This is a genomic window from Solitalea longa (assembly GCF_002920915.1).
Taxonomy (GTDB): domain Bacteria; phylum Bacteroidota; class Bacteroidia; order Sphingobacteriales; family Sphingobacteriaceae; genus Solitalea; species Solitalea longa.
Genome location: NZ_PQVF01000005.1, coordinates 150,068 through 172,799 on the forward strand (window position 1 = coordinate 150,068; position 22,732 = coordinate 172,799).

15 protein-coding genes are annotated in these 22,732 nt (G+C 38.4%); 7 read left to right on the top strand and 8 right to left on the bottom strand.

All coding sequences use genetic code 11. From position 1 onward, the window contains the following. Positions 1 to 9 precede the first annotated feature (9 nt). Positions 10 to 1,440, top strand: a complete 1,431-nt coding sequence (locus C3K47_RS08165) for an efflux transporter outer membrane subunit (RefSeq protein WP_103788632.1) — start codon at positions 10 to 12, stop codon at positions 1,438 to 1,440. Between the two features lie 188 nt (positions 1,441 to 1,628). On the opposite strand, the gene C3K47_RS08170 is transcribed toward C3K47_RS08165, so the two are convergent. Further along, positions 1,629 to 3,524 (bottom strand): YfbK domain-containing protein, encoded by a 1,896-nt coding sequence (locus tag C3K47_RS08170; protein ID WP_103788633.1) that lies wholly within the window; start codon positions 3,522 to 3,524, stop codon positions 1,629 to 1,631. Between the two features lie 131 nt (positions 3,525 to 3,655). Between C3K47_RS08170 and C3K47_RS08175 the strand changes: the two genes are divergently transcribed. Next, positions 3,656 to 3,856, top strand: coding sequence for a YwbE family protein (locus C3K47_RS08175; protein ID WP_103788634.1), 201 nt, complete (start codon positions 3,656 to 3,658; stop codon positions 3,854 to 3,856). A gap of 4 nt (positions 3,857 to 3,860) precedes the next feature. Here C3K47_RS08175 and C3K47_RS08180 read toward each other — a convergent pair whose 3' ends face one another. The 4 genes from C3K47_RS08180 to C3K47_RS08195 all read right to left on the bottom strand — a co-directional run bounded on the left by C3K47_RS08180 (position 3,861) and on the right by C3K47_RS08195 (position 10,338). Further along, the gene (locus C3K47_RS08180; protein ID WP_103788635.1) at positions 3,861 to 4,787 is read right to left on the bottom strand and encodes a hypothetical protein; all 927 of its coding nucleotides are present in this window, start codon (positions 4,785 to 4,787) and stop codon (positions 3,861 to 3,863) included. 22 nt (positions 4,788 to 4,809) lie between these two features. Continuing rightward, positions 4,810 to 7,743 carry a DEAD/DEAH box helicase gene (locus tag C3K47_RS08185; protein WP_103788636.1) on the bottom strand — a complete coding sequence of 978 codons (2,934 nt, stop codon included), beginning with the start codon at positions 7,741 to 7,743 and terminating at the stop codon, positions 4,810 to 4,812. 144 nt (positions 7,744 to 7,887) lie between these two features. After that, on the bottom strand, positions 7,888 to 8,583 hold the full coding sequence (locus tag C3K47_RS08190; RefSeq protein WP_103788637.1) for a hypothetical protein: 696 nt from the start codon (positions 8,581 to 8,583) through the stop codon (positions 7,888 to 7,890). Between the two features lie 297 nt (positions 8,584 to 8,880). Then, a complete protein-coding gene (locus tag C3K47_RS08195) occupies positions 8,881 to 10,338 on the bottom strand; it encodes a S41 family peptidase (protein WP_103788638.1) in 1,458 nt (485 codons plus the stop codon). Positions 10,339 to 10,429: 91 nt separating this feature from the next. Between C3K47_RS08195 and C3K47_RS08200 the strand changes: the two genes are divergently transcribed. The 3 genes from C3K47_RS08200 to C3K47_RS08210 are packed head-to-tail and all read left to right on the top strand — an operon-like array spanning position 10,430 to position 13,674. Next, positions 10,430 to 11,641, top strand: a complete 1,212-nt coding sequence (locus tag C3K47_RS08200; protein WP_103788639.1) for a helix-turn-helix domain-containing protein — start codon at positions 10,430 to 10,432, stop codon at positions 11,639 to 11,641. Positions 11,642 to 11,650: 9 nt separating this feature from the next. Next, on the top strand, positions 11,651 to 12,598 hold the full coding sequence (locus C3K47_RS08205; protein WP_103788640.1) for a helix-turn-helix transcriptional regulator: 948 nt from the start codon (positions 11,651 to 11,653) through the stop codon (positions 12,596 to 12,598). Further along, the gene (locus tag C3K47_RS08210) at positions 12,598 to 13,674 is read left to right on the top strand and encodes a winged helix DNA-binding domain-containing protein (protein WP_103788641.1); all 1,077 of its coding nucleotides are present in this window, start codon (positions 12,598 to 12,600) and stop codon (positions 13,672 to 13,674) included. Before C3K47_RS08205 ends, C3K47_RS08210 begins: the two co-directional genes overlap by 1 nt. 1 nt (position 13,675) lies before the next feature. Here the strand turns inward: C3K47_RS08210 and C3K47_RS08215 are convergent, their stop codons facing one another. Both C3K47_RS08215 and C3K47_RS08220 read right to left on the bottom strand, forming a co-directional pair. Next, entirely contained in the window at positions 13,676 to 14,590 is a 915-nt protein-coding gene (locus C3K47_RS08215; RefSeq protein WP_207765260.1) for a phosphotransferase, read from the bottom strand. A gap of 188 nt (positions 14,591 to 14,778) precedes the next feature. Beyond that, entirely contained in the window at positions 14,779 to 15,831 is a 1,053-nt protein-coding gene (locus C3K47_RS08220) for an aldose epimerase family protein (protein ID WP_103788643.1), read from the bottom strand. A 65-nt stretch (positions 15,832 to 15,896) separates the two neighbouring features. Between C3K47_RS08220 and C3K47_RS08225 the strand changes: the two genes are divergently transcribed. After that, entirely contained in the window at positions 15,897 to 17,045 is a 1,149-nt protein-coding gene (locus tag C3K47_RS08225; RefSeq protein WP_103788819.1) for a galactokinase, read from the top strand. Between the two features lie 128 nt (positions 17,046 to 17,173). Beyond that, on the top strand, positions 17,174 to 21,307 hold the full coding sequence (locus C3K47_RS08230; protein ID WP_103788644.1) for a T9SS type B sorting domain-containing protein: 4,134 nt from the start codon (positions 17,174 to 17,176) through the stop codon (positions 21,305 to 21,307). A 49-nt stretch (positions 21,308 to 21,356) separates the two neighbouring features. Here C3K47_RS08230 and C3K47_RS08235 read toward each other — a convergent pair whose 3' ends face one another. Continuing rightward, positions 21,357 to 22,634 (bottom strand): nicotinamide mononucleotide adenylyltransferase, encoded by a 1,278-nt coding sequence (locus tag C3K47_RS08235; RefSeq protein ID WP_103788645.1) that lies wholly within the window; start codon positions 22,632 to 22,634, stop codon positions 21,357 to 21,359. Positions 22,635 to 22,732: the final 98 nt, after the last annotated feature.

Sequence of the window (22,732 nt, forward strand, 5' to 3'; positions counted from 1 at the left end):
CAAACAACTATGACAAACTTTAAATATAAAGTTCAGCTCAGTGTTTTTCTCACTTTTACAGTAGCAGTAAGTTCCTGCAGAATTAGTGAGAAATACGCTCGTCCTGAACAACACATGCCCGAACAATTCAGGGAACATACAACAGCATTAGCAGATACCGCCTCATCAATAGGGACACTAGAGTGGCGATCATTATTTAAAGACCAGGAGCTGATCACATTAATCGATAGCGCCGTTCACAATAACATCAGTCTTCAAATAGCTATTAAAAATATAGAAAGCGCTCAACGGATTTTAAGTCAGGCAAAGCTTGGTAATATTCCTGAGCTATCGGCTCAAATTGGAGCATCTATAAATCGTCCTTCGGATAACAGTTTAAGTGGAATAAGTGCAGGGCAGTTCTTAGGTTCTAAATATGTAAAAGATTATCAGGCAGCATTGAACCTTTCGTGGGAAGCCGATATCTGGGGAAAAATTCGATCACAAAAAGAAGCAGCCTTAGCTAATTACCTGCAAACTGAAGAAGCGGCAAAGGCTGTTCAAACGCAGGTAGTTGCCAGCGTTGCTCAAGGTTATTTTAACTTGCTGATGTTTGACGAACAACTTCGAATTGCTAAAAACAATGTTGCTTTAAATGACAGCACCCTTACTATCGTTCGTTTACAATACGATGCCGGGCAAGTAACATCTCTCGCCATTCAGCAAACCGAAGCACAACGCTTAAACTCTGCCTTACTCATTCCTCAACTCGAAGAAAGTATTGCTGTACAAGAGAATGCACTTAGCATATTAACTGGTGAAATGCCTAAAGTAATTCAACGCAGACAAAGCATTTTCTTAATTGATTTGCCTGACCAATATAACTCTGGTGTGCCGGCAAACTTATTGAGTAACCGGCCTGATGTTAAATCAAGTGAATTAGCGTTAGTTGCGGCAAATGCCCGTGTGGGAGTAACCAAAGCTGAAATGTACCCGTCATTAACTATTTCTGCTTCAGGTGGGTTAAATACTTTTCAGGCCAGCAATTGGTTCAATATCCCAGGTTCATTGTTTGCTACCGCAGCGGGAGGACTCACTCAGCCTATCTTTTTAAGAAAACAATTACGAACACAATACGAAATTTCTAAAATAGAACGAGATCAATCGGCGCTGGACTTTAGGCGATCAGTACTGTTTGCAGTTGGAGAAGTTTCAGATGCATTGGTTGGAATTGACAAGATCAAGGAACAGGAAACCCTTGAGAAAACACGGGTGGAAACATTGAAGCTAGCCATAAAAAACTCAAAGCTTTTGTTCAATAGTGGAATGGCTAATTACCTGGAGGTGTTAATAGCACAAGGATCTGCTTTACAAGGAGAGTTAAATCTTGCTGACATTCAGCGCCAACGATTAAGCCTTATTGTTGAGCTTTATCGTTCATTGGGCGGAGGCTGGAAATAATAGAACACCAAACCCCGGGCGATTAACCCGGGGTTTTGAACAAGCTCTATAAATTCTCATCGTTTTGTTTGGCCCGGCAAACAAGCAGATAGGTAATGCTGTACAACCCCTAAGGGAGGCGGATGAGCACCAAGCTGTTTTACCATAGTTTTTATTTTCATGCTGCAGTTATTATCTAATAATTGGAGTTATGGAAGGTCTAAAATGCTTCCAACTACATTTTTATCGCTGGCTTGACTTAAGGCTTTTGCCGTTTTAACCAGTTTTACAAACTCATGTTTATATCCCTCAGGATCGTTTTGAAGCGAGGTTGAAGCAAGAGCGACCACTTGCTCATAATTTGATTGATTTTTGTAAACCGAATTGCGAAGCAACATTCCAAACTCTGCTACAGCCGCTGCAAAACGGAAACTTGCACTAGCTGTTTCAATACTTGGATTCGCATTATTTGCCACTACGCTAATCAGCTTACTGCTGCTATCTACAGGTTCTTTATATCTCAATTTAACCGTCATCAATTCATTGGTATTCACCGGGCCAGAAGAACGCTCGTTTTGATATTTTAATGGATCAATGGAAGCAGGCAAAAACGGACTCTTAACGCCAACCGGAATAATTTCATATAGAGCAGTAACGGTTTGTCCGCTGCCTATTTCTCCGGCATCTACTTTATCATCATTAAAATCTTCATCATTTAATAACCTGTTCTCATAACCCACCAAACGATAGGATTGAACAGTAGCAGGATTAAATTCTACCTGAAGCTTTACATCTTTAGCCAGTGTAAATAGGGTTCCGCCGAACTCATTAACAAATACCCGTTTGGCTTCAGAAAAATTATCGATATAGGCATAGTTACCATTTCCCTTATCAGCTAAAAGTTCAAGTTTATTGTCTTTATAGTTACCCATTCCAAAGCCTAAAACCGAAAGGAACACTCCGCGTTTTCTTTTCTCTTCAATTAATCGCTGCAACTCACCATCGCTTGATGCCCCTACATTAAAATCGCCGTCGGTAGCTATAATTACTCGGTTGTTACCATTGGTTATAAAGTTTTGGGTAGCGATTTTATAAGCGAGTTCAATACCTTCTCCTCCCGCTGTTGAACCGCCTGCTTCCAATTGATTGAGTGCATCTTTTATAGTCGTTTTCTCGTCGCCCTTTGTAGAAGGCAGTACAACCCCGGCAGCTCCTGCATACACCACAATTGCTACTTTATCATTTGCACGAAGCTGATCCGTTAAAAGTTTGAAAGCTGATTTCACCAATGGAAGTTTATTCGGATCTTCCATCGATCCAGAAACATCAATCAGAAATACAATGTTAGATGCAGGCAGATTTTTAGTCTCCAAGCGTTTTGCCTGAACGCCTATGCGGGCCAGTTTATGGAGGTTATTCCAAGGACAAACGGCTACTTCGGTATGTATAACAACCGGCTCATTACCGGTGGGCTGAGCATAATCATAATCGAAATAATTAATCATTTCTTCGACTCTAACAGCATCAATAGGCGGCATTTGCCCCATGTTTATAAAACGACGAACATTTGTATAAGAGGCCCGATCAACATCAGTTGAGAAAGTTGAAAGCGGTGCTTTTGACACTTGCTTAAATCCGTTTTCTTTTAAAGCCGAATAATCCTCGGTATTAAAAGATGCTGCCGGAGCCATAGCAAATGATTCATTCATTTGTGGCACTACTATATCCTCCGATGCCCGTATCATTGTTTTATCTTCTTCCAGGAGTTTTTCCTCCTTAACCGGCATATTAACATCGTACATCACCTGCCCTTTGGGAACCAACATTACCTGGAAAGGATCGGAGTCGTTGAGTTTTATTTCTTTGGATTCGTATCCTTTAGCAGAAATGATCAGCACATTGTTCGAATCAGTTAAATGAATATTGAAAACGCCTCGTGAGTTGCTATGTGACTTGATCTTGGTTCCTTTTAAAACGATCTCCGCATTTTTTAACGGCGCTCCTGAATCAGCGGCCTTTATCCGACCCTGAATAACTTTTGGCTGGCTGCAGGCATTCATAACAACTAACAAAACCAGCAGAAGAAGATTGATACGTGCTTTCATAGTGAATCAATTTTCTATTAAGATGCAGGCTGCATTTAAAATCCATAAGACCAGATAAATTTTAGTTTGAAATCATTGAAAGGTTGCGCTTAAGACAGAATAGCTATCTTTGACCTTAAATTGATTTAAAAATGGACGGCAAAACCAGAAGCGATATTTATCCGGGATTGGAAGTAGATATTATTTTAAAGAAGGACCAGCGAAGTGGAGAAAGAACCCGAGGCTTTGTTAAGGACCTGTTAACAAAGGCGCCATTTCACCATCGCGGAATTAAAGTGCGATTAGAAGACGGGCAAATTGGGCGTGTAATTGAGATTTTTGAAGAAGATTAAAGGATCATTTCCTTTTATAAAAATACAGCATCGGGCCTAATCCCGATTTTTTTTGCACCTCGCTTATTGTATAGTAGCCACGACCATCTTTAGTAAAACTTATGGCTTCGCCTTGGGGCTCTACGGTATAAGGAAGTAGGTCAGGAGTTCGTTTTAATGCCTGATCAATCGGTTCATTCAACTGTCGTTTCCAATAATAAATATGGGTATAGTTCTTAATAGCGATCTCGGTTCCATTGGCTGAAATACTGCCTCCGGCTGCCATTTGAATTGGTAAGGCTCCCAGGTATTTTAGTTTAGAAGCCCTTTTCGGATTTTGAGGATATTCAGCCTTAAAAACACCAGCCTGCTCACCTTTAGTGATCACAAAAACATCTTTGGAAATAGGGTCTAATAGAATGGTTTCGGCATTAAACCGGCCTTTCGGATATTTCAGTCGTAATCTTGCCGCTTTTTTTATCTGCATCTGAACCGGGAAATCAACCTTTGTCAAATCTGGTTCTTCAAATCGAAACACAAGTACTTTATTTCTCACATTAAGGTTATCCCCAATATCAGCAACATAAATATAGTTTTTGCCATTTTCCGGCCCCGGACCAATGGCCAGATCTTCCCAATCGAAATTACGACAACCCCTAATATTTAAAGAGCCATAATAATGGCCGATAGTATCAAGAATGTAAACCCTATTCGGACTAAAACTGTCTTCCTGAACGTATAAAAACCCGGGATTAGCATATCCGTTCACCACTCCTGATATTTCCGTTAAATGGCTGTTTTCTATTTTGGTTTTGCAATCAAACTTAAACTCCGTATTGCCTTTAAGCTGACCCCATGTTGGCATCCCAGCCAAATCGAGCCGAGGACTGCTACAAGCCATCATGCCTAATACTACAATCAGGCTGGAGATTTTAAAAAAAGACTTGACCATTCACACTAATCGGGTTTAAAAACTACAACAATAAATCCTTTACAATGGTTGCGTCCAATTGTTTTATAAATTGATCCTCGGCAACTATCAACGAATCTGAAAGCTGGGTTTTGCTTTGCTGCAAATCCAGAATCTTTTCTTCAACTGTATCGCGGGTAATGAACTTATAAACCATCACCTGATTTTTCTGTCCGATACGGTGAGCGCGGTCAATTGCCTGCGCTTCGGCAGCTGGGTTCCACCAAGGGTCAAGCAAGAATACATAACCTGCTTTTGTTAGGTTCAACCCGGTTCCTCCGGCTTTTAATGAAATAAGGAATACCTTTACCGAATCATCGTTTTGGAAACGGTCGACCTGGTACTGACGGTCGTTTGTTTGGCCATCGAGATATGAAAACGCAATTTTTTCCTTTATCAGGAATTCTTTGACCAGTTGCAAATGCTGAACAAAAGAACTAAACACCAGCACTTTGTTACCTTCACTGGTTACATTCAACAGCATTTCTTTTACTTCTTCCAACTTACCCGAATCGCCTTCGTATGAAGAATCGGCCAAGAGTGGATGGTTGGCCATTTGCCTCAATTTCATCAACCCTTTTAACAACATGAATTTCGATTTGTCAAAGCCCACTTCGTCAATGCTGTCGAACACCATTTTCCGGCAATCGGCTTTAATTTTCTCGTAAGCATTTTGCTGCTCTTCGCTCATCTCCACATAATGAACATTGATCGTTTTCTCCGGAAGCTCAGTGGCCACCTGCGTTTTCAATCGGCGTAGAATAAACGGACTGATCATGCCTTGTAACTTCCGCGCTTTTTGTTCATCACCACGTTTCTCAATTGCCTGAAGGAAATTTTGCTTGAAAAAAGTCTGAGAACCCAGCAAACCAGGGTTTATAAAGTTCATCTGGGACCATAAATCCATCGTTGAGTTCTCCACTGGCGTACCGCTTAACACCAGCTTATGTTTTGATTTTAAAGAACTTACCGATTTTGTTACTGCCGATGAAGGATTTTTTATGGCTTGAGCCTCATCTAAAACAATGTAATTAAAGTAAAACGACTCGAACAGCTCGATGTCACGCAAAAGTATCGGATAAGAGGTGATCACAAGGTCATAAGAAGCAAATCGCTTGTTGGTTTTAGAACGTTCGTTACCGGCATGCAATAAGATCTTTAGCTCAGGGGCAAACTTATAAGCTTCCAAATGCCAGTTATAAATCAATGATTTTGGCAATACCAATAACGACACATGCTGGTCTGAATTTTCCTTTACGCTTTGAAGTAAAGCCAAAGTTTGAACCGTTTTACCCAAGCCCATATCATCAGCCAAACAGCCTCCTAAACCATACTCATTTAAAAAACGCATCCAATTATAACCAGCCTTTTGATAAGGTCGCAGCTCGCCTTTAAACTGTTGTGGCATTGGGTAATCATCAATTTGAGTAAGATCGAGCAATTTCTCCAAACGCTCATTCAAATCAGCTTGAAGCAATTCATTATGCTGCATCTCTTTTACTAGTGCATAATGATGTTTCTGAAGAATAATCCGCTCCTGCTCATCTTCCTGCATAAAGTTCATTAAACCTGAATAATGCTCAATCCATTTTTCGGGGATAACAGCGATTTCACCATTTGGTAATGCGAATTCAGTTTTACCGCTTACAATCAGGTTATATATTTTTCTAAATGCTATCTCGTATTCACCAAAACGAACCAGGGCTTTTACTTCAAACCAATCACGACTTTCATTGATTGATAAATTGATAACCGATTCGCCCAGAAAATACTTTTTAGCACCAGCCTTCATGTTCTGCGGTTGTTGCAAACGAATGTTTCGTTCGAGCAATTCAGCATTATACTTATCGATCCAATCAAATGCTTTATCTTTTGAAAGTGCCAGTTTTTGAGCGCCCAAAATTAGTCCACGGGTTGAAAACCAATTGATCAACTCCCTTTCAAAAAACTCGTTTCTCTTTACCTTATAAAATACCGGCAGAGTTTCATTGTAATCCAGTTTCACGGTATTGCCACCTAAGCCGGCTCTAAACTGAAAACGCTCGTAATTAAAATACAGCTCAAAAACCATTTTAGAGTCTTCAGTTGCAGCAGCACTTTGTTCAAATAAGTTTTGCTGAACCTGGCTTGTTTCTTCGGTCAACTGCAGTAGTACTTCAGGAACTGTTGAAGAATAGATCACCTCAAAGCCTTCAGATTCAATATCACCTGCACTGATCACTTTCATCACAAACTGTTCGAAATATTCTTTCTCTTTTTCCTTAGGAATTGAAATAGACGATTTACTTAAAAATGGCTGAAGCTTTTTACCATCAACATTTTGATCAAAATAATAGAATGTATTTTGATGAAGCAAAACCGTTGGCTCCAGGTTAAATAAATATGTTTGAGCCGCACTTAAATCAAGCGTTTTTTGACAACTGATAACATTTAACGAATACGAAAGCCCTTCTTCACTACGCTTAAACGAATAGTTAATTTCTGCATTATTGGCTGAAAAAATCAGCTTTGGCCACATTGGCGGCCCCTCTTTAGTAAGCAGGCATATGGCTTTTTGGGCAGCCAGCTCCAGAAACTTTAGTCGCAAACGATCGAGATGCTGGCGAATGTGCGTACGAACAGGATCGAGTGTTTTGTTGGTCTTGCCCGTTTCATAATATTTGGCAATGAACTGCTGCAAATTCTTTGCGTCCTTATCCTTAAACTTTTTGAACACTTCCGCAGGGTTCATCGCCTCCGACAATACAACCAATTCTAAATCTGCTGCATCAGCTGCGGCAAAAAATTGTTGAAGGTTTTTGGATGTAATTCCACGGTAACTATACCCATAGCTTCCATCCGTTTCGAGTTGAACAAGATAAGGTTCAACTAAAAAGCCAAACTGAGGGTGACGATTTAAAGTAAAAACAAGTTGCTGTGCAAAGGTTTGATCAGTCATAAAAGGCTGCTTCGTGCGTTTATTCAAACGAAATAAAGAGGGTAAAACTACACAGAGTTTTAGTTAGCACAAAGGCAAAAGTAGGTTTGGTCTTTTACTTGAAGATTTTCAAAAAGATAAATTTATATTAAGCCGACTCAATCATTATCGCGGAGTTCGATAATAGATGGCGGTTGGTCCAAAGAAATACTTTACACCAATCCAAATGGTGCTATAAAGGTCATTCTTTTTGTTGCCGGGGGCTCCTTCATAGCCATCGAGCAAATCGCTGAATGACAGGTTAAACTGGTATTGGAGATTGAATGCAAAAGGTGTTTTTTCTGTTTTGGTTCGATATTTAATATTGGCCCCTATTTGCAAAGGAAACACGAATTCAGAACCTTTGAATTTAATCCCCTCAGTAAAAGTTCCTCCATCACCCGAATACTCATACGGCGTTACCTCTTTAACATTATTTCTAATTAAACTTACACCAGCTCCAAAATAAATATCATTCACCTTTTGGCGAATTCTATTGCCGGTCACGTTAAGCAGGTCGCCTAAACCTAAATTATATGTTACTGCAAACGAAGAATACTTATTGGTGAATTTCCGAAGATTACCTTCCATTCCCCCCTGTAATTGCCCCGACTGAATATCAAACGCAAAATAACTGAATGGGGAAGTATTATAATGAAAGGCGCCACCAAATACATGGCTAATGTTATCGTTAAGTGCGTCCGTAAACGCCATCGTAACTCCACCGAATCCTTCAACGCTAAAACGATTGTATTCAATTTGAGCAAAGCTATTTGAAACAACTATGAAAAAAAAGATAATACTTAAAGAGAGCTTTTTCATGATAGTATAGGCTAGTGGTTTAACCTATAATTTAAGAACAAAAAACTGTTTTATAAAATCGAGGAAACAGTTATTGGTTATAGCAATTAGTTATTTTAAGAATTATAACGCTTAACTATTTACCACTGGTTTTTCAATTCTTCACCATTTCTTCATTTAGCATTTGCAAGTTTGTTGACACAATACAATACAACATAGTTTAGTTTTCCGGCTGTATTAATTATAGCCCCCTCTTAAGCCAGCGACAACGGACCGCTGGCTTTTATTTGCTGGTAATAACCTGAAAATCCCCCAAAGCTATCTGCTGTCAACAACTTTTAAACTTTTGCTTTCTATTTGCTTTAAGACCTTTTCGAGCACTACATCCTTATTTTCAATAATATCATTTACAGTTGGTAGAACTTTCAAGTCGGGCATTATCCCCCTACCCATCGGATTATCATCATCGGGCACAGCCATTTGATACTCGCCTATGGGTATGCCAATTGTGAATTTACTGGTAGGCAGGTTAAGAAACACAAATGTTCCGCTGCAATCATATTTATAACTTCCTCCGGTTTCGGTTCCTGCAAATTGTCCTCGCTTATCACCTTTAGCCCTGCTAAGCATTTCGGTGGTTGCCGAAAAACTTAGTCCATCCTGTAAAAACCAAACATTGCCTTTAAAACCATTCTTTTGTGGCTTGTGGGTACCGAAATTATTATGCTTAGTGAAATAGTATGTACCCTTATCATTTGGTTTTATAAACATTTTTAAAAGCGATAAGTACTTTGGCACCCACACGTGCTGTTTATATGTAAACTCCGATGACTTTTTGAATGCGATTTCAATGTGTTTATAGTATTCAAAGTCGGCTAGTGCAATGTAGCTATACAGGTCCTTACCTAAACGATCATAGCCACCCTCATTTCCGCGAACATCAATTAAAAGATGCTTAATTTTAAGTTCTTTAAAATCAGTGAATGCTGATTCAAAGAACTTTCTCATCTCTTTTTTATCAGAACTAAACCCTGGGATACGCAAAACGGCTATTGAATCATGAATAATTGTGTGAGCCTGTTGAGTAGATAAAAAACCAACCTTTTTATCCAGTTCTTTCCATTTATCATAATTAATTCCTGTAAGGTTTGCCAGGTGAACCACTCCACTCTCGGCATCAGTCAACTCAACAGTAAAACTATTAGGGTTATCGATATAATCGGAATACCAGGCACTAAAATATTGTTCCAGCTGACTATAGGCTCCCGCTTCACTTCTTCCGTCAACAATCATATTTTTTAAAAGCTGTGGAATAAAATGTTCGGCTTTTTGTCCATTAATACACGAGAGGATCATCCCCCGGTACCGGGCATTCTCCATATTGGCAACAATTAGCTGCCCCTTGTCATCGAATCTTACAATTAAGGGAAGAACATTTGTATCATTAAAATAGAATGGATAATTCTTATGCTGAGGAAGAAACTTAAAATGTCCATCCTGAAGATTAACCAACCATTCGTTCACCAAACGGTAATATTGAATATTGCTGATTTGATCTTTTAATGATAGCAGAGAGTCGACCTTATGATAGTTACTAACGAATTCCTTTTGCTGGCCAAACACATTCATCCCCGGATGAGTTTCCTTTAGGGTAGTCATTATCATTTTCAATTCTTCGCGCAAAGTCGAGGTGCCTAAACTGGTGTCGGCAGTTTGTGCATTGCTGATACTAACCCAACCCAGTTGTATCAGAAAGATTAATCGTATCCACTTCATGTTCGTAAATTTTCATCAAAATTGGTTGTTTAAGCCGGTGTTGTCGTCTTTACCGACAAGTTAATACCTTTTTTCTTGTATTTTAGGATCTATGAACGTACTAGCCGCAGGTGTTTTAATTGCCGGTATCATCCAGGGCTTAATTCTTATTATTCTGCTACTAAAAAAAGAAACCAATCATTTACCCAACCGTTTGCTGGCGTTTTTCATCCTGCTAGTAGTGGTCCATCTTTCGTTAATTGTTATTGAACTCGATAATAACTTTTTAAAAGCCCCCCATTTAAGCAAATTAACCTGGTTACTGCCTGTTTTGTATGGGCCCATGATCATTGTTATTACGCAAAGTATTGTGAGTATAAACTTCAGGTTTAGCAAAAAACACTTGTTGCTGTTACTACCCTTTTTGGTTTACTTATGTGTACTGCTGCCCTATTACTTAAAATCAGCAGCAGAAAAGATTGCCTACCTGTCAAATGTATCAGGCGTACTGCAAGATGATTTTGGGTTCATCAACCAGTTTACCAATTTAATGCATGTAAGCTTTCTACTAACTGCATTGGTTATATTTTACAGGAACAAGCAAGCGCTTATTGGTTTTTATTCTGATCCGGGAAGGGTGAATTTACAATGGCTGAAGCAGTTCCTTGTGGCTATGCTAAGCATCATTTTCTTGTCTATTTCAACTTTTTACCTGAAGAAATATGAGGTTAAGCATGTTCCAGAGATCTATCCCTATCATTTTTTATTGGCAGTAGCTTTAATATATTGGATCGGGTTTAGACTATTACAAGACCCTACCTTATTAACTACCGAAGAACTTAGGGAACTCGAAACAGTAAGTACTGCACCTGAAATACCGATTATCGCTCAGGCTTCAGAAACTACAGTAAAATACCAAAAAAGCGGGTTTGAAGAATCAGACCAGAAGCTGCTTGCTGAAACGTTAATCCATTATATGAAAGAGCAACAGCCTTATCTGAATTCGAACTTGACAATTAATGATTTATGTGAAACGCTGCGTGTAAAACGTCACCAACTTTCACAAACGATTAATGCCGAGTTTGGAAAGAATTTTTTTGAGTTAATAAATGAATATCGAATTGATGAATTCAAAAAACAAATTGAATTGAAAGCCAACAATCAGTTCTCTATATTGGGAATTGCCCTGAATTGTGGCTTTAATTCAAAAGCCACTTTTAATATGGCATTTAAAAAGTCGCAAGGAATAACGCCTTCGGAATACATCAAAAAAACAGAATCGGAAATCATCATTTCTCAACCTGACAGCAAAGCTTCTTTATAAATTAGCTTTATGAACCGAATCGATCGTATCTCTGCCATCCTTATTCAACTTCAGTCGCGAAAAATTGTAAAAGCTCAGGATATTGCCGACCGCTTTGGTATTAGCTTGCGGACAGTTTACCGCGATGTTAAAACCCTTGAAGAAGCCGGCGTTCCAATAATTGGTGAAGCTGGTGTGGGTTATAGCATTGTTGATGGTTACCGATTACCTCCGGTAATGTTCACCAAGGAAGAAGCCACCGCTTTTTTAACTGCGGAGAAGCTGATCGAAAAATTTACAGATAGTTCAACTGATTCGGTTTACAAATCGGCCATGTTCAAGATCCGCTCAGTACTGAAATCTACCGAAAAGGATATGCTCGAAAACATGGAAGACCATATTGAAGTATTGCGCAAGTACTCTCCTTTTCATTCGTCATCACTTGGCAATACGCTGCAAACTCTTTTAAAGAGTATTTCCGAGAAAAAAGTGATTCAACTCGAATACAGGGCCTTTGCCACAACCGAAAAAACCAGCCGAAAAATTGAACCTGTTGGCATTTTCTATTCAAGCGGGTACTGGCATACCATTGCCTATTGCCAATTAAGAACTGATTATCGCGATTTTAGAGCGGACAGGATGCTGAAAATAACAATTACCGATGAGTTGTTTAATTCTTCCCATCCCACACTTAAAGCCTATTTTGAACAATTCACCCGTGAAGAGAATCTTGAGAAGGTAATTATTACGGTTGATAAACAGACCGCCCGTTATTTAAGCGATGTAAAATATTATTATGGTTTTTTAAATGAGGTTGAACTTGAAGATTCGATAGAAATGAGTTTTCTGACTTCGCAATTGGAGATATTTACCCGTTGGTTTTCCACCTTTGCCGATCGGGCAACGGTCGTATCGCCGCAATCGCTCAATCAACATTTGAAAGATCATATTAATCGGGTATTAAAAAAATTAGCCTAATGACTCTCGACTCACTCATCAACTACCGATTACATAATCAGCTTTTAACCCGTAAGCCTTTTAATACGATTGAAGAAACCGTGGAATGGATGGGAGCTTTACAGGCACAAGATTATCCGGCAGCTAAGTGGGCTTTGTCTACAAGATGGAAGGATTGTACCAATTCCCAAATTGAAGAAACAGTAAACAAAGGAACAATCGTTAGAACCTGGGCATTAAGGGGTACTCTTCACCTGGTAACTACTAAAGATATTGGATGGATGATCGACTTGCTTAAACCGGGCGCGCTTTCGAGAAGTAAAAGCCATTTCAAATCATTAGAGCTTACAGACACCGTTCTTGCCAAGGCGGAAAAGATCATGGAACATTTAATGACTGATGGAATTCAGGTTAGTCGCAAAGATCTATTTGCCGAATTGGAAAAGAACCACATTTCTACCAAAAGCTTAAGAGGTATCCATATTTTGTATTGGGCGTCATTTCAGAAGATCATTTGTCATGGGGCAATGAATGAAAAGCAGTTCACTTATCGATTATTAAGCCCTTTATTACAAGATCAAACTAGTTTAACAAAAGAAGAATGCTTAGCTGAACTTGCAAAACGCTATTTCTTTAGCCATGGTCCGGCAACATTAGCCGACTTTGTATGGTGGAGCGGATTAAACCTTACTGATGCTAAAAAAGGATTAGAAATAGTAAAGCCTTTATTAGCAAGTCAAGTCATTAATACTGAAACCTATTGGTTTCAACCCGATTTACCAGCAATTGAAAATAACAAAAACTCATTGTTCCTGGTCGCTGCATTCGATCAGTATTTTTTAGGTTATCGAAACCGTGAGCTGGTAATCGAAAAAAGCTTTATGCCTAAAGTAGCTACCGTTAATGGCATTTTTAATCCGCTCATTTTATTTAACGGAGGTGTAATTGGAACCTGGAAACGTGCTCTAAAAAAGGATAAAGTAATTGTCGAGCTTAATCCATTTTCTGTGTTAACCATGCAGCAAAAAGAGCTGATTCAAGTGGAAGCAACAAAATATGGAAAACATTTAGAAGTAAATGTTGAGGTGATTTTTTAGTTTATGCTTCTGCCAGGTTATAAATACCAGCGTAGCGTTTTATCAATCCGTTAATAAATCGCTTTAAATAATCTTCACTTAAGAATGAATTGGACCAGTTATCGTACCGTTGGCATTGAACTCCCAAATAGAAAAAATACACACATAAACCCAGCATTGGAAGAAGTCGCCGTTCCTCTTCGCTAGTTTTTACAATTGATTCGTAACCCTTTAAAAAGCTTTCTATTTTGGGCTGATAATTTTTCTCCTCATAGCGCTCCATATTATGCAGCTGCATAATGTAGTAAGCCAAGTCCAAAGCCAGCCAACCATTGCCACAAAAGTCAAAGTCGAAAAGGGTAATTTCATTTTCAGCGTTGATATTGAAGTTGTCGAACCAGATATCAAGATGTACAATTCCCTGTCGCAGATCATTGTGATTTGCTGATGACAAGGATGTCAATAAATAATGCTGTAACGACTTCATAAAAGCCATTTCTTGCGAATCAGCTGATAAAAACTCTCCCAACTTTTTTAATGATTCTTCCAACAGAACTGCGGGTGAATAATTTACCCGTTCGAGCTTTTTATTTACTGTAAGACGATGAACGTTGGCCATGAGCTGGCCGGCCTGAAAGTGAATTTCTTTGGAATAACTATGGATCTTTTGTCCGTTTGCATAAGAAAACAACACTCCCAAGCGGGGGCCTTCCGGTGCATTTAAGGTTTGAATAAAATTCGAATCCTTATCAGCAATTGGATAAGAAACAGACACCCCTTCCTCTTTAAGCAGATTCAACAAGCTGATTTCTTCTTCAATCTCTTTAATTGTTCTCCAGTTCAGGCTGTACACCCTGAAAGCGTACTGAGTTGATTGATCAGTAACCCGATAAGTATGATTAATCCCTGCTTTAATGATTCGACATTGAGTATTCATGCTCAACCCATATTTTTCTTGTAAAAAAAGGCTAAGGTGTGGAGCAGAAAGATTGGAACTGGATACTGGAAAAACCGACATTTGTTATTTAATTATTGAATTGTCGGGCTGAGCGAAATCGAAGCGCTTGTGGCAATATGCCTTTAACTTCGCCCATGCTGACAAAATTTGATATTCACTCAATAAACTTACTTTTCAACTCTGAACTTATAAACGGTTTTGCTATACTTCTTTTCACCGGGATTTATAACGGTGCAAGGGAAAGAAGTAATATTTATCGCATTGGGATGATACTGAGTTTCGAGACAAAATGCCGAATAGGGCCCATATTGGCGATGGTTTTTCCCCGTCATTTTAGGAACGAAGGTGGCGGTATATAAGTGCACAATTGGATCGGTGGTAAGTATTTCTATACCAATACCCGATTTGAGCGATTTCGCTCCGGCAGCAAATCCGTATTCCCTTTCTGGTTTTTGAATCACAAAGCTTTGGTCATAACCGAGTTTCTTGTCCATATCACGGCCAATTGGTTTCTCCATTTTAAAGTCGTGCACAGTACCCGCAGTTTGAACCAAATTGCCATTAGTTACCAAGTTTTCATCCTGCGCTAAATAACTACTCGCATTTATGTTGAGTAAATAATCGTCAACAATTCCTTCACCATCGTTTAAATTGAAGTACTCGTGATGGGTAAGATTGAAAATGGTTGTTTTATCGGTAGTGGTTTCATATTCAAGACCAACCTCATTATCATTATTTAGCGAGAAAGTAAGCAGAACCGTTAAATTCCCTGGAAAGTTCTCTTCGCCATCAGGACTCACGTATTTCATAGTAACCGACGGGTAGGGTTCATGCTTAACTTCAACTATTTCCCACACCTTTTTATCGAACCCTTCCACTCCCCCATGCAGACAATCATTGCCAAGTGTTTGTGCCAGCTGATAATCTTTACCCTGCAACGTAAACTTGCCATCTTTTATTCGGTTGGCGTATCGTCCTATTACTGCTCCAAAATACGGATAATCATTTTTCAGGTAAGAATCAGTGAAATAATCTTCCACTTTATCAAAGCCTAGCACTACATCCACCGGATGTTGATTTTTATCATTAACCACTATCGACATGATAATGGCGCCATAGTTAGTAACTTTTAACTTTGTTTTATGATCGTTTTCAAGTGTTATACACTCTAATTTTTGTCCGTTATTAGCCTTCCCGTTGTCTTCGCGTGTAATTTGCATGATGCTTTATTTTGAAAAAAATTTCTACTTTAGATTCGCAACCTAAGCTAACTAATAAAAAATTAATGGAAAATAATCTCAATCTCGAATTCGAAAAAGTTTACGGAAGCACCGCTGAATACCATTTTTTCTGCCCAGGAAGAGTAAATCTTATCGGTGAGCACATCGACTACAATGGTGGCAAAGTATTGCCTTGCGCCATTTCTCTGGGAACTCATCTTTTAGTTAGAAAGAACAATGATGGATTGTTCCGATTCAGAAGCTTAAACTTTAGCGAAAAAGCTGATATTATTTTAGCAAAAGGTTATACAAAACAAGGAAAAGATTGGTTTAACTACCCGCTGGGCGTGATTAACTTTTTTTTGGAGAACAATGAATTGCAAGGTTTGGATCTGTTATTCTACGGAAATTTACCTACCGGCTCAGGGCTTTCATCATCTGCTTCAATTGAAGTGCTTACTGCCTTTGCCATTGACCAGATCTTCAATCTGGGAACTAACAAACTTGATCTGGTTAAAATTGCGAAACGCGCCGAGAATGAATTTATTGGTGTGAATTGTGGCATAATGGACCAGTTTGCTGTGGCCTTTGGAGAAAAAGATAAAGCTCTTGAATTGAATTGTGATACAGTTGAATATACTGCTGTTCCGTTTAAGCTCGGCGATTACTTGTTGGCTATTATCAACACGAATAAACCTCGCAAACTGGCTGACTCGAAGTACAACGAACGCTTCACTGAATGCAGAACTGCATTGGCCGAATTACAAAAAGAGCTGAAGATTGAGCATTTATGTGATCTAAACTCAGCAATGCTCGAAACCAACCTCGATTTAATTAAGAATTTCACTGTTGCTAAGCGTGCAAAACACGTTGTTAGCGAAAATGAACGCGTTCAGGAATCAGTTAAAGCCATGGCAAATAATGATCTTGAAACCTTCGGAAAGCTTATGTACGGTTCGCATGATTCATTAAAGAACCTATATGAGGTTACCGGCGTGGAACTCGATACCGTTGTAGATTATTGCAAGAAAAACCCTAATGTATTAGGCGCCCGCATGACCGGAGCCGGTTTTGGAGGTTGCGCAATTGCATTGGTAAAGGCCAATAAATACGATCAATTTGCTGAGGAACTGGATAAATATTACCTGGAAAAAGTTGGTTACCGCGCTAACATCTTTAAAAGTGGTGCTGAAGAGGGTGTAAGAAAGGTTTAACATAAAAACATTATTAAAGAAAGAAGCCGGGGAATAAATTCTCAGGCTTCTTTCTTTAATAACTTAAACCAAAATCGTTCATTGATTTTAGTATTTTTGCCCCCAAATATTTGCGTTAGCTACTATTTATGCATTCTACACGATACTTTATTCATTTCCTTATTTTCACTCTTGTACTTATTTGGTCAAATGTTTATGCACAACAACCCGATTTACTTTGGGGAAGAAGTTTAGGAGGAATCTATAACGATGCGGGAAGCAGTTTAACCAATGATCAATATGGAAATACTTATATCTGCGGATCATTTAGGGATGTTGTGAATTTTGGGGTTCCTCCAAATAATGGAACACTTACATCAAATGGTGACGCTGATGTTTACTTTGCAAAGTATGATATAAATGGAAACCTTGTTTGGGCAAAAAGCATAGGTTCATATGATTGGGATGAGGGCCATACTATTGCCATTGGAAAAGAGGGTAATGTTTACATATCAGGATTTATGCGTGAAACGGCAGATTTTGATCCTGGGCCGAGTACCTCAATTTTATCAGCAGCATCTGGTAGTCCTGATATCTTTATCGCAGCTTATGATAATCAGGGGAATTATTTATGGGCACACCTCATCGGTAATTCAAGCTTGGATATGGGGCAAAATATTACAACCGATAAGGAAGGCAATGTTTATTTAGCAGGATTATTCTCTGGTCAGGTTGATTTTAATCCTTCATCCGGAACATTAATATTGGGTGATTCTAAAAGTTCTCAAGATGCTTTTATAGCCAAGTTCGATTCAAAAGGTAATGTTCTTTGGGCGCATAATATTGGTGAAAACTATAATACAAATCAGGCTGTAAGAATTAGAACTGATTTAAATGGAAATGTTAGCATTACCGGCGATTTAAGAGGTTCTGCTGATTTTGACCCTTCTCCTACAGGCGTTGACATTAAAAGCAGCAATGGTGATGTTGATGGATTCATTTCTAAATATGACAAAAATGGCAATTATTTATGGAGCCATTCTATTGGAGGTTCCAGCCTTGATCGTTGTGCCAGCTTTGATTATGATTTGGATGGTAATATATATTTAAGTGGATTATATACAGGAACTGTTGATTTTGATCCTTCTTCCTCAATTTACAATTTAACAGCAAGTGGGGAGTTTGATAGCTACATAGTTAAGTATGATCCGAATGGTAAGTTTATTTGGGCAAAATCATTTGGTGGATCAGGTAAAACCTACCTGCATAATGCACGATTAGATAAAGATGGTAACTTTTATGGAGCAGGAGGCTTTTCTGGAACCGTTGATTTTGATGCTGGACCAGGCGTTTCAAAAGGTGTCAATCCAAATTATGGCTATGATGTTTTTCTAATTAAATATGATAAGGATGGCAAATTTATTTGGAACAGAGTAATTAACGGCTCTAGTGATTACGATTTTAGCTATAGTATGGATGTTGATCAGGCAGGTAATATCTCCATGATTGGAAACTTTAATAGCACAATTGACCTTGATCCCTCTAATTGTGTTTTTAATGTAAGCTCAACCAATTACTACGGTGATATTTTCTTTGCAAAGTATACCCAAAACAATAACGACTTAGCTAATATCCTTACATTTTCAGTTCCTGAACAAGTAGAACCAGCTATAATAAATTCTTCTACGCAAACAGTTACATTAAAAGTTAAAACTGGAACAAATGTTAGTTCTTTAACTCCTACAATAACAATTCCTTCTTGCTCAGTTATTAACCCTAACTCCGGAGTTTCTCAGAACTTTAGTGCTCCTGTAAAATATGTGGTCACAGATAAGTTCAACCAATCAAAAACATGGACCGTTTATGTAATATTCGATGATCTGCCGGTTGTAAGCTGCTCATATCAATTTACGCCAATACAAATAATCGATTTTGGAACTGAAGGTAATCCAAAACTATTGTCCGGCTCCACAACCTATACAATCAATCAAAGTAATAATCCTGTTGAATCATATGGATTTTACTCGACCATTCCCACTCATACAAACCCACAATGGCTAATAGGACCTGACCATTCTTCCGGAGATAATTCGGGACGTATGGCCATTTACAACGCATCTGAAAAAGCCGGTGAACTTGTTCGAATTCCATTTCCCAATTTATGTCCGGAGTCGGTGTATAGATTTTCTGCTTTTGTTGCAAATATTGTAGACAAATCAAATGAATGTACTAATGGAAATCCGGTTAATCTCAGATTTGAAGTACTAGATAAATACAATAAGATTATTGCTAGCTCCAATACAGGCGACATTACATCATCAAATAAAATCTCGTGGAGTGAATATGGGGTAAACTTCAGTGGCCAGTCAGAAGCGACACTGATAATAAAAAACAATGGCAAAGGTGATTGTGGAAACGACCTGGCTATTGACGATATCTCTATTTCAGTATGTGGTTCTCTTACATTGAATTCAACTGTAAACCCTGGAAAAAATGAGGTCATTGTATGTGAGGGAACTGATGTACTTGTAAACTCAAATCTAAACTCTGATTTAAAAAATCCTGCTTTTCTTTGGCAATCGAGTGTTGATAGTTTAGCATGGACCGATTTGACAGGAGAAACTAAAGAATCAATTGAATTTAAGAATCCCAAGACCAGTGATTCTAAATATTATAGATTACTTACCGGATCGAATTCTGTTTCATCTGACCCACTAGAAAATTGTAAGCTTATTTCAAACACAATTAGGTTAATTGTTAATACTAATCCTGAAATTACTGTTGATGATGTAAAACCAATTTGCATTGGCTCAAGTACAGTATTACGTTTAAATTCAACAAAAGGTAGAACCTACCAATGGTTTGAAAATAATACACCTTTAAATGGAGCTATAAATGATACTCTAAAAGTCACTAAAGCTGGAGATTATTTCTTGCGTGTATATCAAGATGATAATTGTTCAAGAGATTCAAAAATTATCACCATAAAAACAACGCCTAAGCCGGTGGCTAAATTTATGGTAACATCTAATTGTGATGGATCCTTTAATTTCACCAATCAAAGTGAAATTTCTGATAAGAGCTCATTAACCTACTATTGGAACTTTGGAGATACGGGAAGCTCATCGAATAATTCTATATCTCCCAACGCTGTACATACATATTCATCCCCTGGAGTAAAAAAGGTGTTATTAACAGTTACATCAAACAACGACTGTGTTGATACGATTTCACAATCATTTAATATTTTAGGCGCAGGGGTAAGTGCCTCGTTTCTTATTCAATCGCAGGAACCTTACTGCTCTAAAGAGCCAATTAAATTCATCAATGACTCTAAAGTGTTGTTTGGCATAATTGATTCAAACAAATGGGAAATAACTGATTCAAACGGAAAGGTGATCTACACTTCAACATCAAAAGATGAAATTGAATTCACCGCCCCTAAGCTTCCCAATATTCAACAATATAAAATCAAGCTTACGGCTGGAACCGGTAATTGTTATAACTCTATTGTTAAGGCAATTACCATTTTCCCATCACCTGAAGTTTCGTTCAAAGCCCCATTTCCTGTCGTATGTATTAACTCCGGTGTTTACACTTTTACAGAAGGACAACCACAAACAAGTGACTTTAGTTATGAAGGCGATGGAGTGACAAATAACTCTTTTGATCCCATGAGTGCCGGATCTGGTGACCATCTAATTACATATAAAATAGTTGATAATAATGGATGCGAAGGAAGTGTTGAACAAACCATCTCTGTAACGCAATTACCGCAAATTGTTTGTAAAGACTACACAGTTATTAAAGACGTTGACGTTTCATTAGATGTTGAACTTTTAAATAGGCAGAACTATAAAAACTTTACATATAAATGGAGTCCAGAGATTGGACTAAGTAATCCTAATATTAAAAACCCTATACTTCATCCTACCTCAAATACAAGTTATACAATAACCGTTACCTCCCCGGAAGGATGTTCAGCTTCTTGCGATATAGAAGTTAAGGTATTGGAGAAAATTGTCATCCCGAATGTCTTCACACCTAATAATGACGGAATTAATGACTTATGGGTTATCAAGGGTTTGGAAAGCTTTCCTTCCGTACAAGTTTTTGTTTATAATAGATTTGGAGGTTTAGTTTTTAGTTCTAATGGGTATTCCAAACCTTGGACGGGAACAGTAAATAACAAGTATTTACCTCCTTCTACCTATTATTATGTGATTAAACCCAATAAGCAGGAATTTCCCACTATTACAGGATCTGTTACTATCATTTATTAATAAAGAAAAGGGGATTGATTTGTATTATCAATCCCTTTTTCTTTATTAATTATTGCACCTTCACATCAATAATATACCTGTTGGCTATAAGGAAATCAAACAACGGTTTGGCTTCGGGTGAAGTTGGCATGTTCTCCGTTGTGATCATTTTCTGCTCTTTTCCTAAATAATGCGGAAACGCATAAACCTGAATGTTTTTTCGGAATAAATTTCCGATATAACTCAACAGCTGACCGCTGTAACCTTCCCCAAAGTTTGATGAATCAAAAATGTTTACCAGGTTGGCGATATTTAACAGCATGGTAACCTTACGAGCTTTGCAACGTGCTATGTATTGGGCCAGTAAATTATGGCGGCTGAAGTTAGAAACGATCACCGTTCTTTTACGGGCTATTAATTCTTCGGCTCGCTTTACAAATTCATCTAGATTAACGGTTCCTTCTACATCATGAATAGTATCATTAAGCGTAATTTCTGTTAAAACCACCAGGTTCTCATCCTTAATATTTTCGTTTTTCTTGATGTATTCGATCGCCGAGGTAAGCTTTTCCTTGTCGATAGGGGCTTTCTGATTGTAACGCCTTCTGTAAAGGATCACATCTTTTTTGTAAAGCAGGTCTTTAGCCTGATAAACTTCCCCGTCATGGCTAAAAATAGCTGCCGCCGAATACCCTTTTGCAATCAGGAACATATTTAGCAAAATGTTATTGAAATGCTTAAAGTCTGGGCCTTTAACGCTTATCATGTCTATTTCAACTGAACCCACAGATAAGTTATCGGCCAGTGATTCAATCATTGATTTTGGATCGTTACTGTAATAATACGCCGCGTACACCAGATTAACTCCAATTATCCCCAAAACACGTTGCTGCAAACCGGCATCGCTGTCAAGCAGCCTTATGTGAAACAATATTTCGTTAGCTTCTCCATTGGGCGTTAGTTGAAATCGAAGACCGATCCAACCATGCGCTTCATTGGTTTTAGCGTAATTAAGGGTAGTAACAGTATTGGCAAAAGCAAAAAAGGTACGCTTGTTATATTTTTCACTTGTTAAACGTTCAAGTAGTAGATCGTGCTCATGATCGAGCATTTTTTCCAACCGCGACTGCGATACATATCTGCCCGAGTCTTCCGCACCGTAAATGGCATCGCTAAAAGCCATATCGTAAGCTGACATACTTTTAGCTACTGTGCCAGAAGCTGCTCCGGCTGTAAAGAAATTACGTGCCACCTCCTGTCCGGCACCGATCTCGGCAAATGTGCCGTAAATGGCTTCATCTAAATTTATTTTAAGCGCTTTTCGCTTGGTATCTAAGATTTCTCTCATGGTAGCTCAAATGTAAGCATAAGGAGTTAAAGTACGATTATAGGCAAAGTTTGAGGCGCTTTCTTACAATAAATGTTGTAAATAAAAGTTATTTACAA

Excerpts from the sequence above, each read along its gene's own strand:
- C3K47_RS08190 (WP_103788637.1), bottom strand. The coding sequence starts at position 8,583 with ATGAAAAAGCTCTCTTTAAGTATTATCTTTTTTTTCATAGTTGTTTCA.
- C3K47_RS08180 (WP_103788635.1), bottom strand. The coding sequence starts at position 4,787 with ATGGTCAAGTCTTTTTTTAAAATCTCCAGCCTGATTGTAGTATTAGGC.
- C3K47_RS08220 (WP_103788643.1), bottom strand. The coding sequence starts at position 15,831 with ATGCAAATTACACGCGAAGACAACGGGAAGGCTAATAACGGACAAAAA.
- C3K47_RS08185 (WP_103788636.1), bottom strand. The coding sequence starts at position 7,743 with ATGACTGATCAAACCTTTGCACAGCAACTTGTTTTTACTTTAAATCGT.
- C3K47_RS08200 (WP_103788639.1), top strand. The coding sequence starts at position 10,430 with ATGAACGTACTAGCCGCAGGTGTTTTAATTGCCGGTATCATCCAGGGC.
- C3K47_RS08235 (WP_103788645.1), bottom strand. The coding sequence starts at position 22,634 with ATGAGAGAAATCTTAGATACCAAGCGAAAAGCGCTTAAAATAAATTTA.
- C3K47_RS08205 (WP_103788640.1), top strand. The coding sequence starts at position 11,651 with ATGAACCGAATCGATCGTATCTCTGCCATCCTTATTCAACTTCAGTCG.
- C3K47_RS08195 (WP_103788638.1), bottom strand. The coding sequence starts at position 10,338 with ATGAAGTGGATACGATTAATCTTTCTGATACAACTGGGTTGGGTTAGT.
- C3K47_RS08175 (WP_103788634.1), top strand. The coding sequence starts at position 3,656 with ATGGACGGCAAAACCAGAAGCGATATTTATCCGGGATTGGAAGTAGAT.
- C3K47_RS08230 (WP_103788644.1), top strand. The coding sequence starts at position 17,174 with ATGCATTCTACACGATACTTTATTCATTTCCTTATTTTCACTCTTGTA.
- C3K47_RS08170 (WP_103788633.1), bottom strand. The coding sequence starts at position 3,524 with ATGAAAGCACGTATCAATCTTCTTCTGCTGGTTTTGTTAGTTGTTATG.
- C3K47_RS08165 (WP_103788632.1), top strand. The coding sequence starts at position 10 with ATGACAAACTTTAAATATAAAGTTCAGCTCAGTGTTTTTCTCACTTTT.
- C3K47_RS08225 (WP_103788819.1), top strand. The coding sequence starts at position 15,897 with ATGGAAAATAATCTCAATCTCGAATTCGAAAAAGTTTACGGAAGCACC.
- C3K47_RS08215 (WP_207765260.1), bottom strand. The coding sequence starts at position 14,590 with ATGAATACTCAATGTCGAATCATTAAAGCAGGGATTAATCATACTTAT.
- C3K47_RS08210 (WP_103788641.1), top strand. The coding sequence starts at position 12,598 with ATGACTCTCGACTCACTCATCAACTACCGATTACATAATCAGCTTTTA.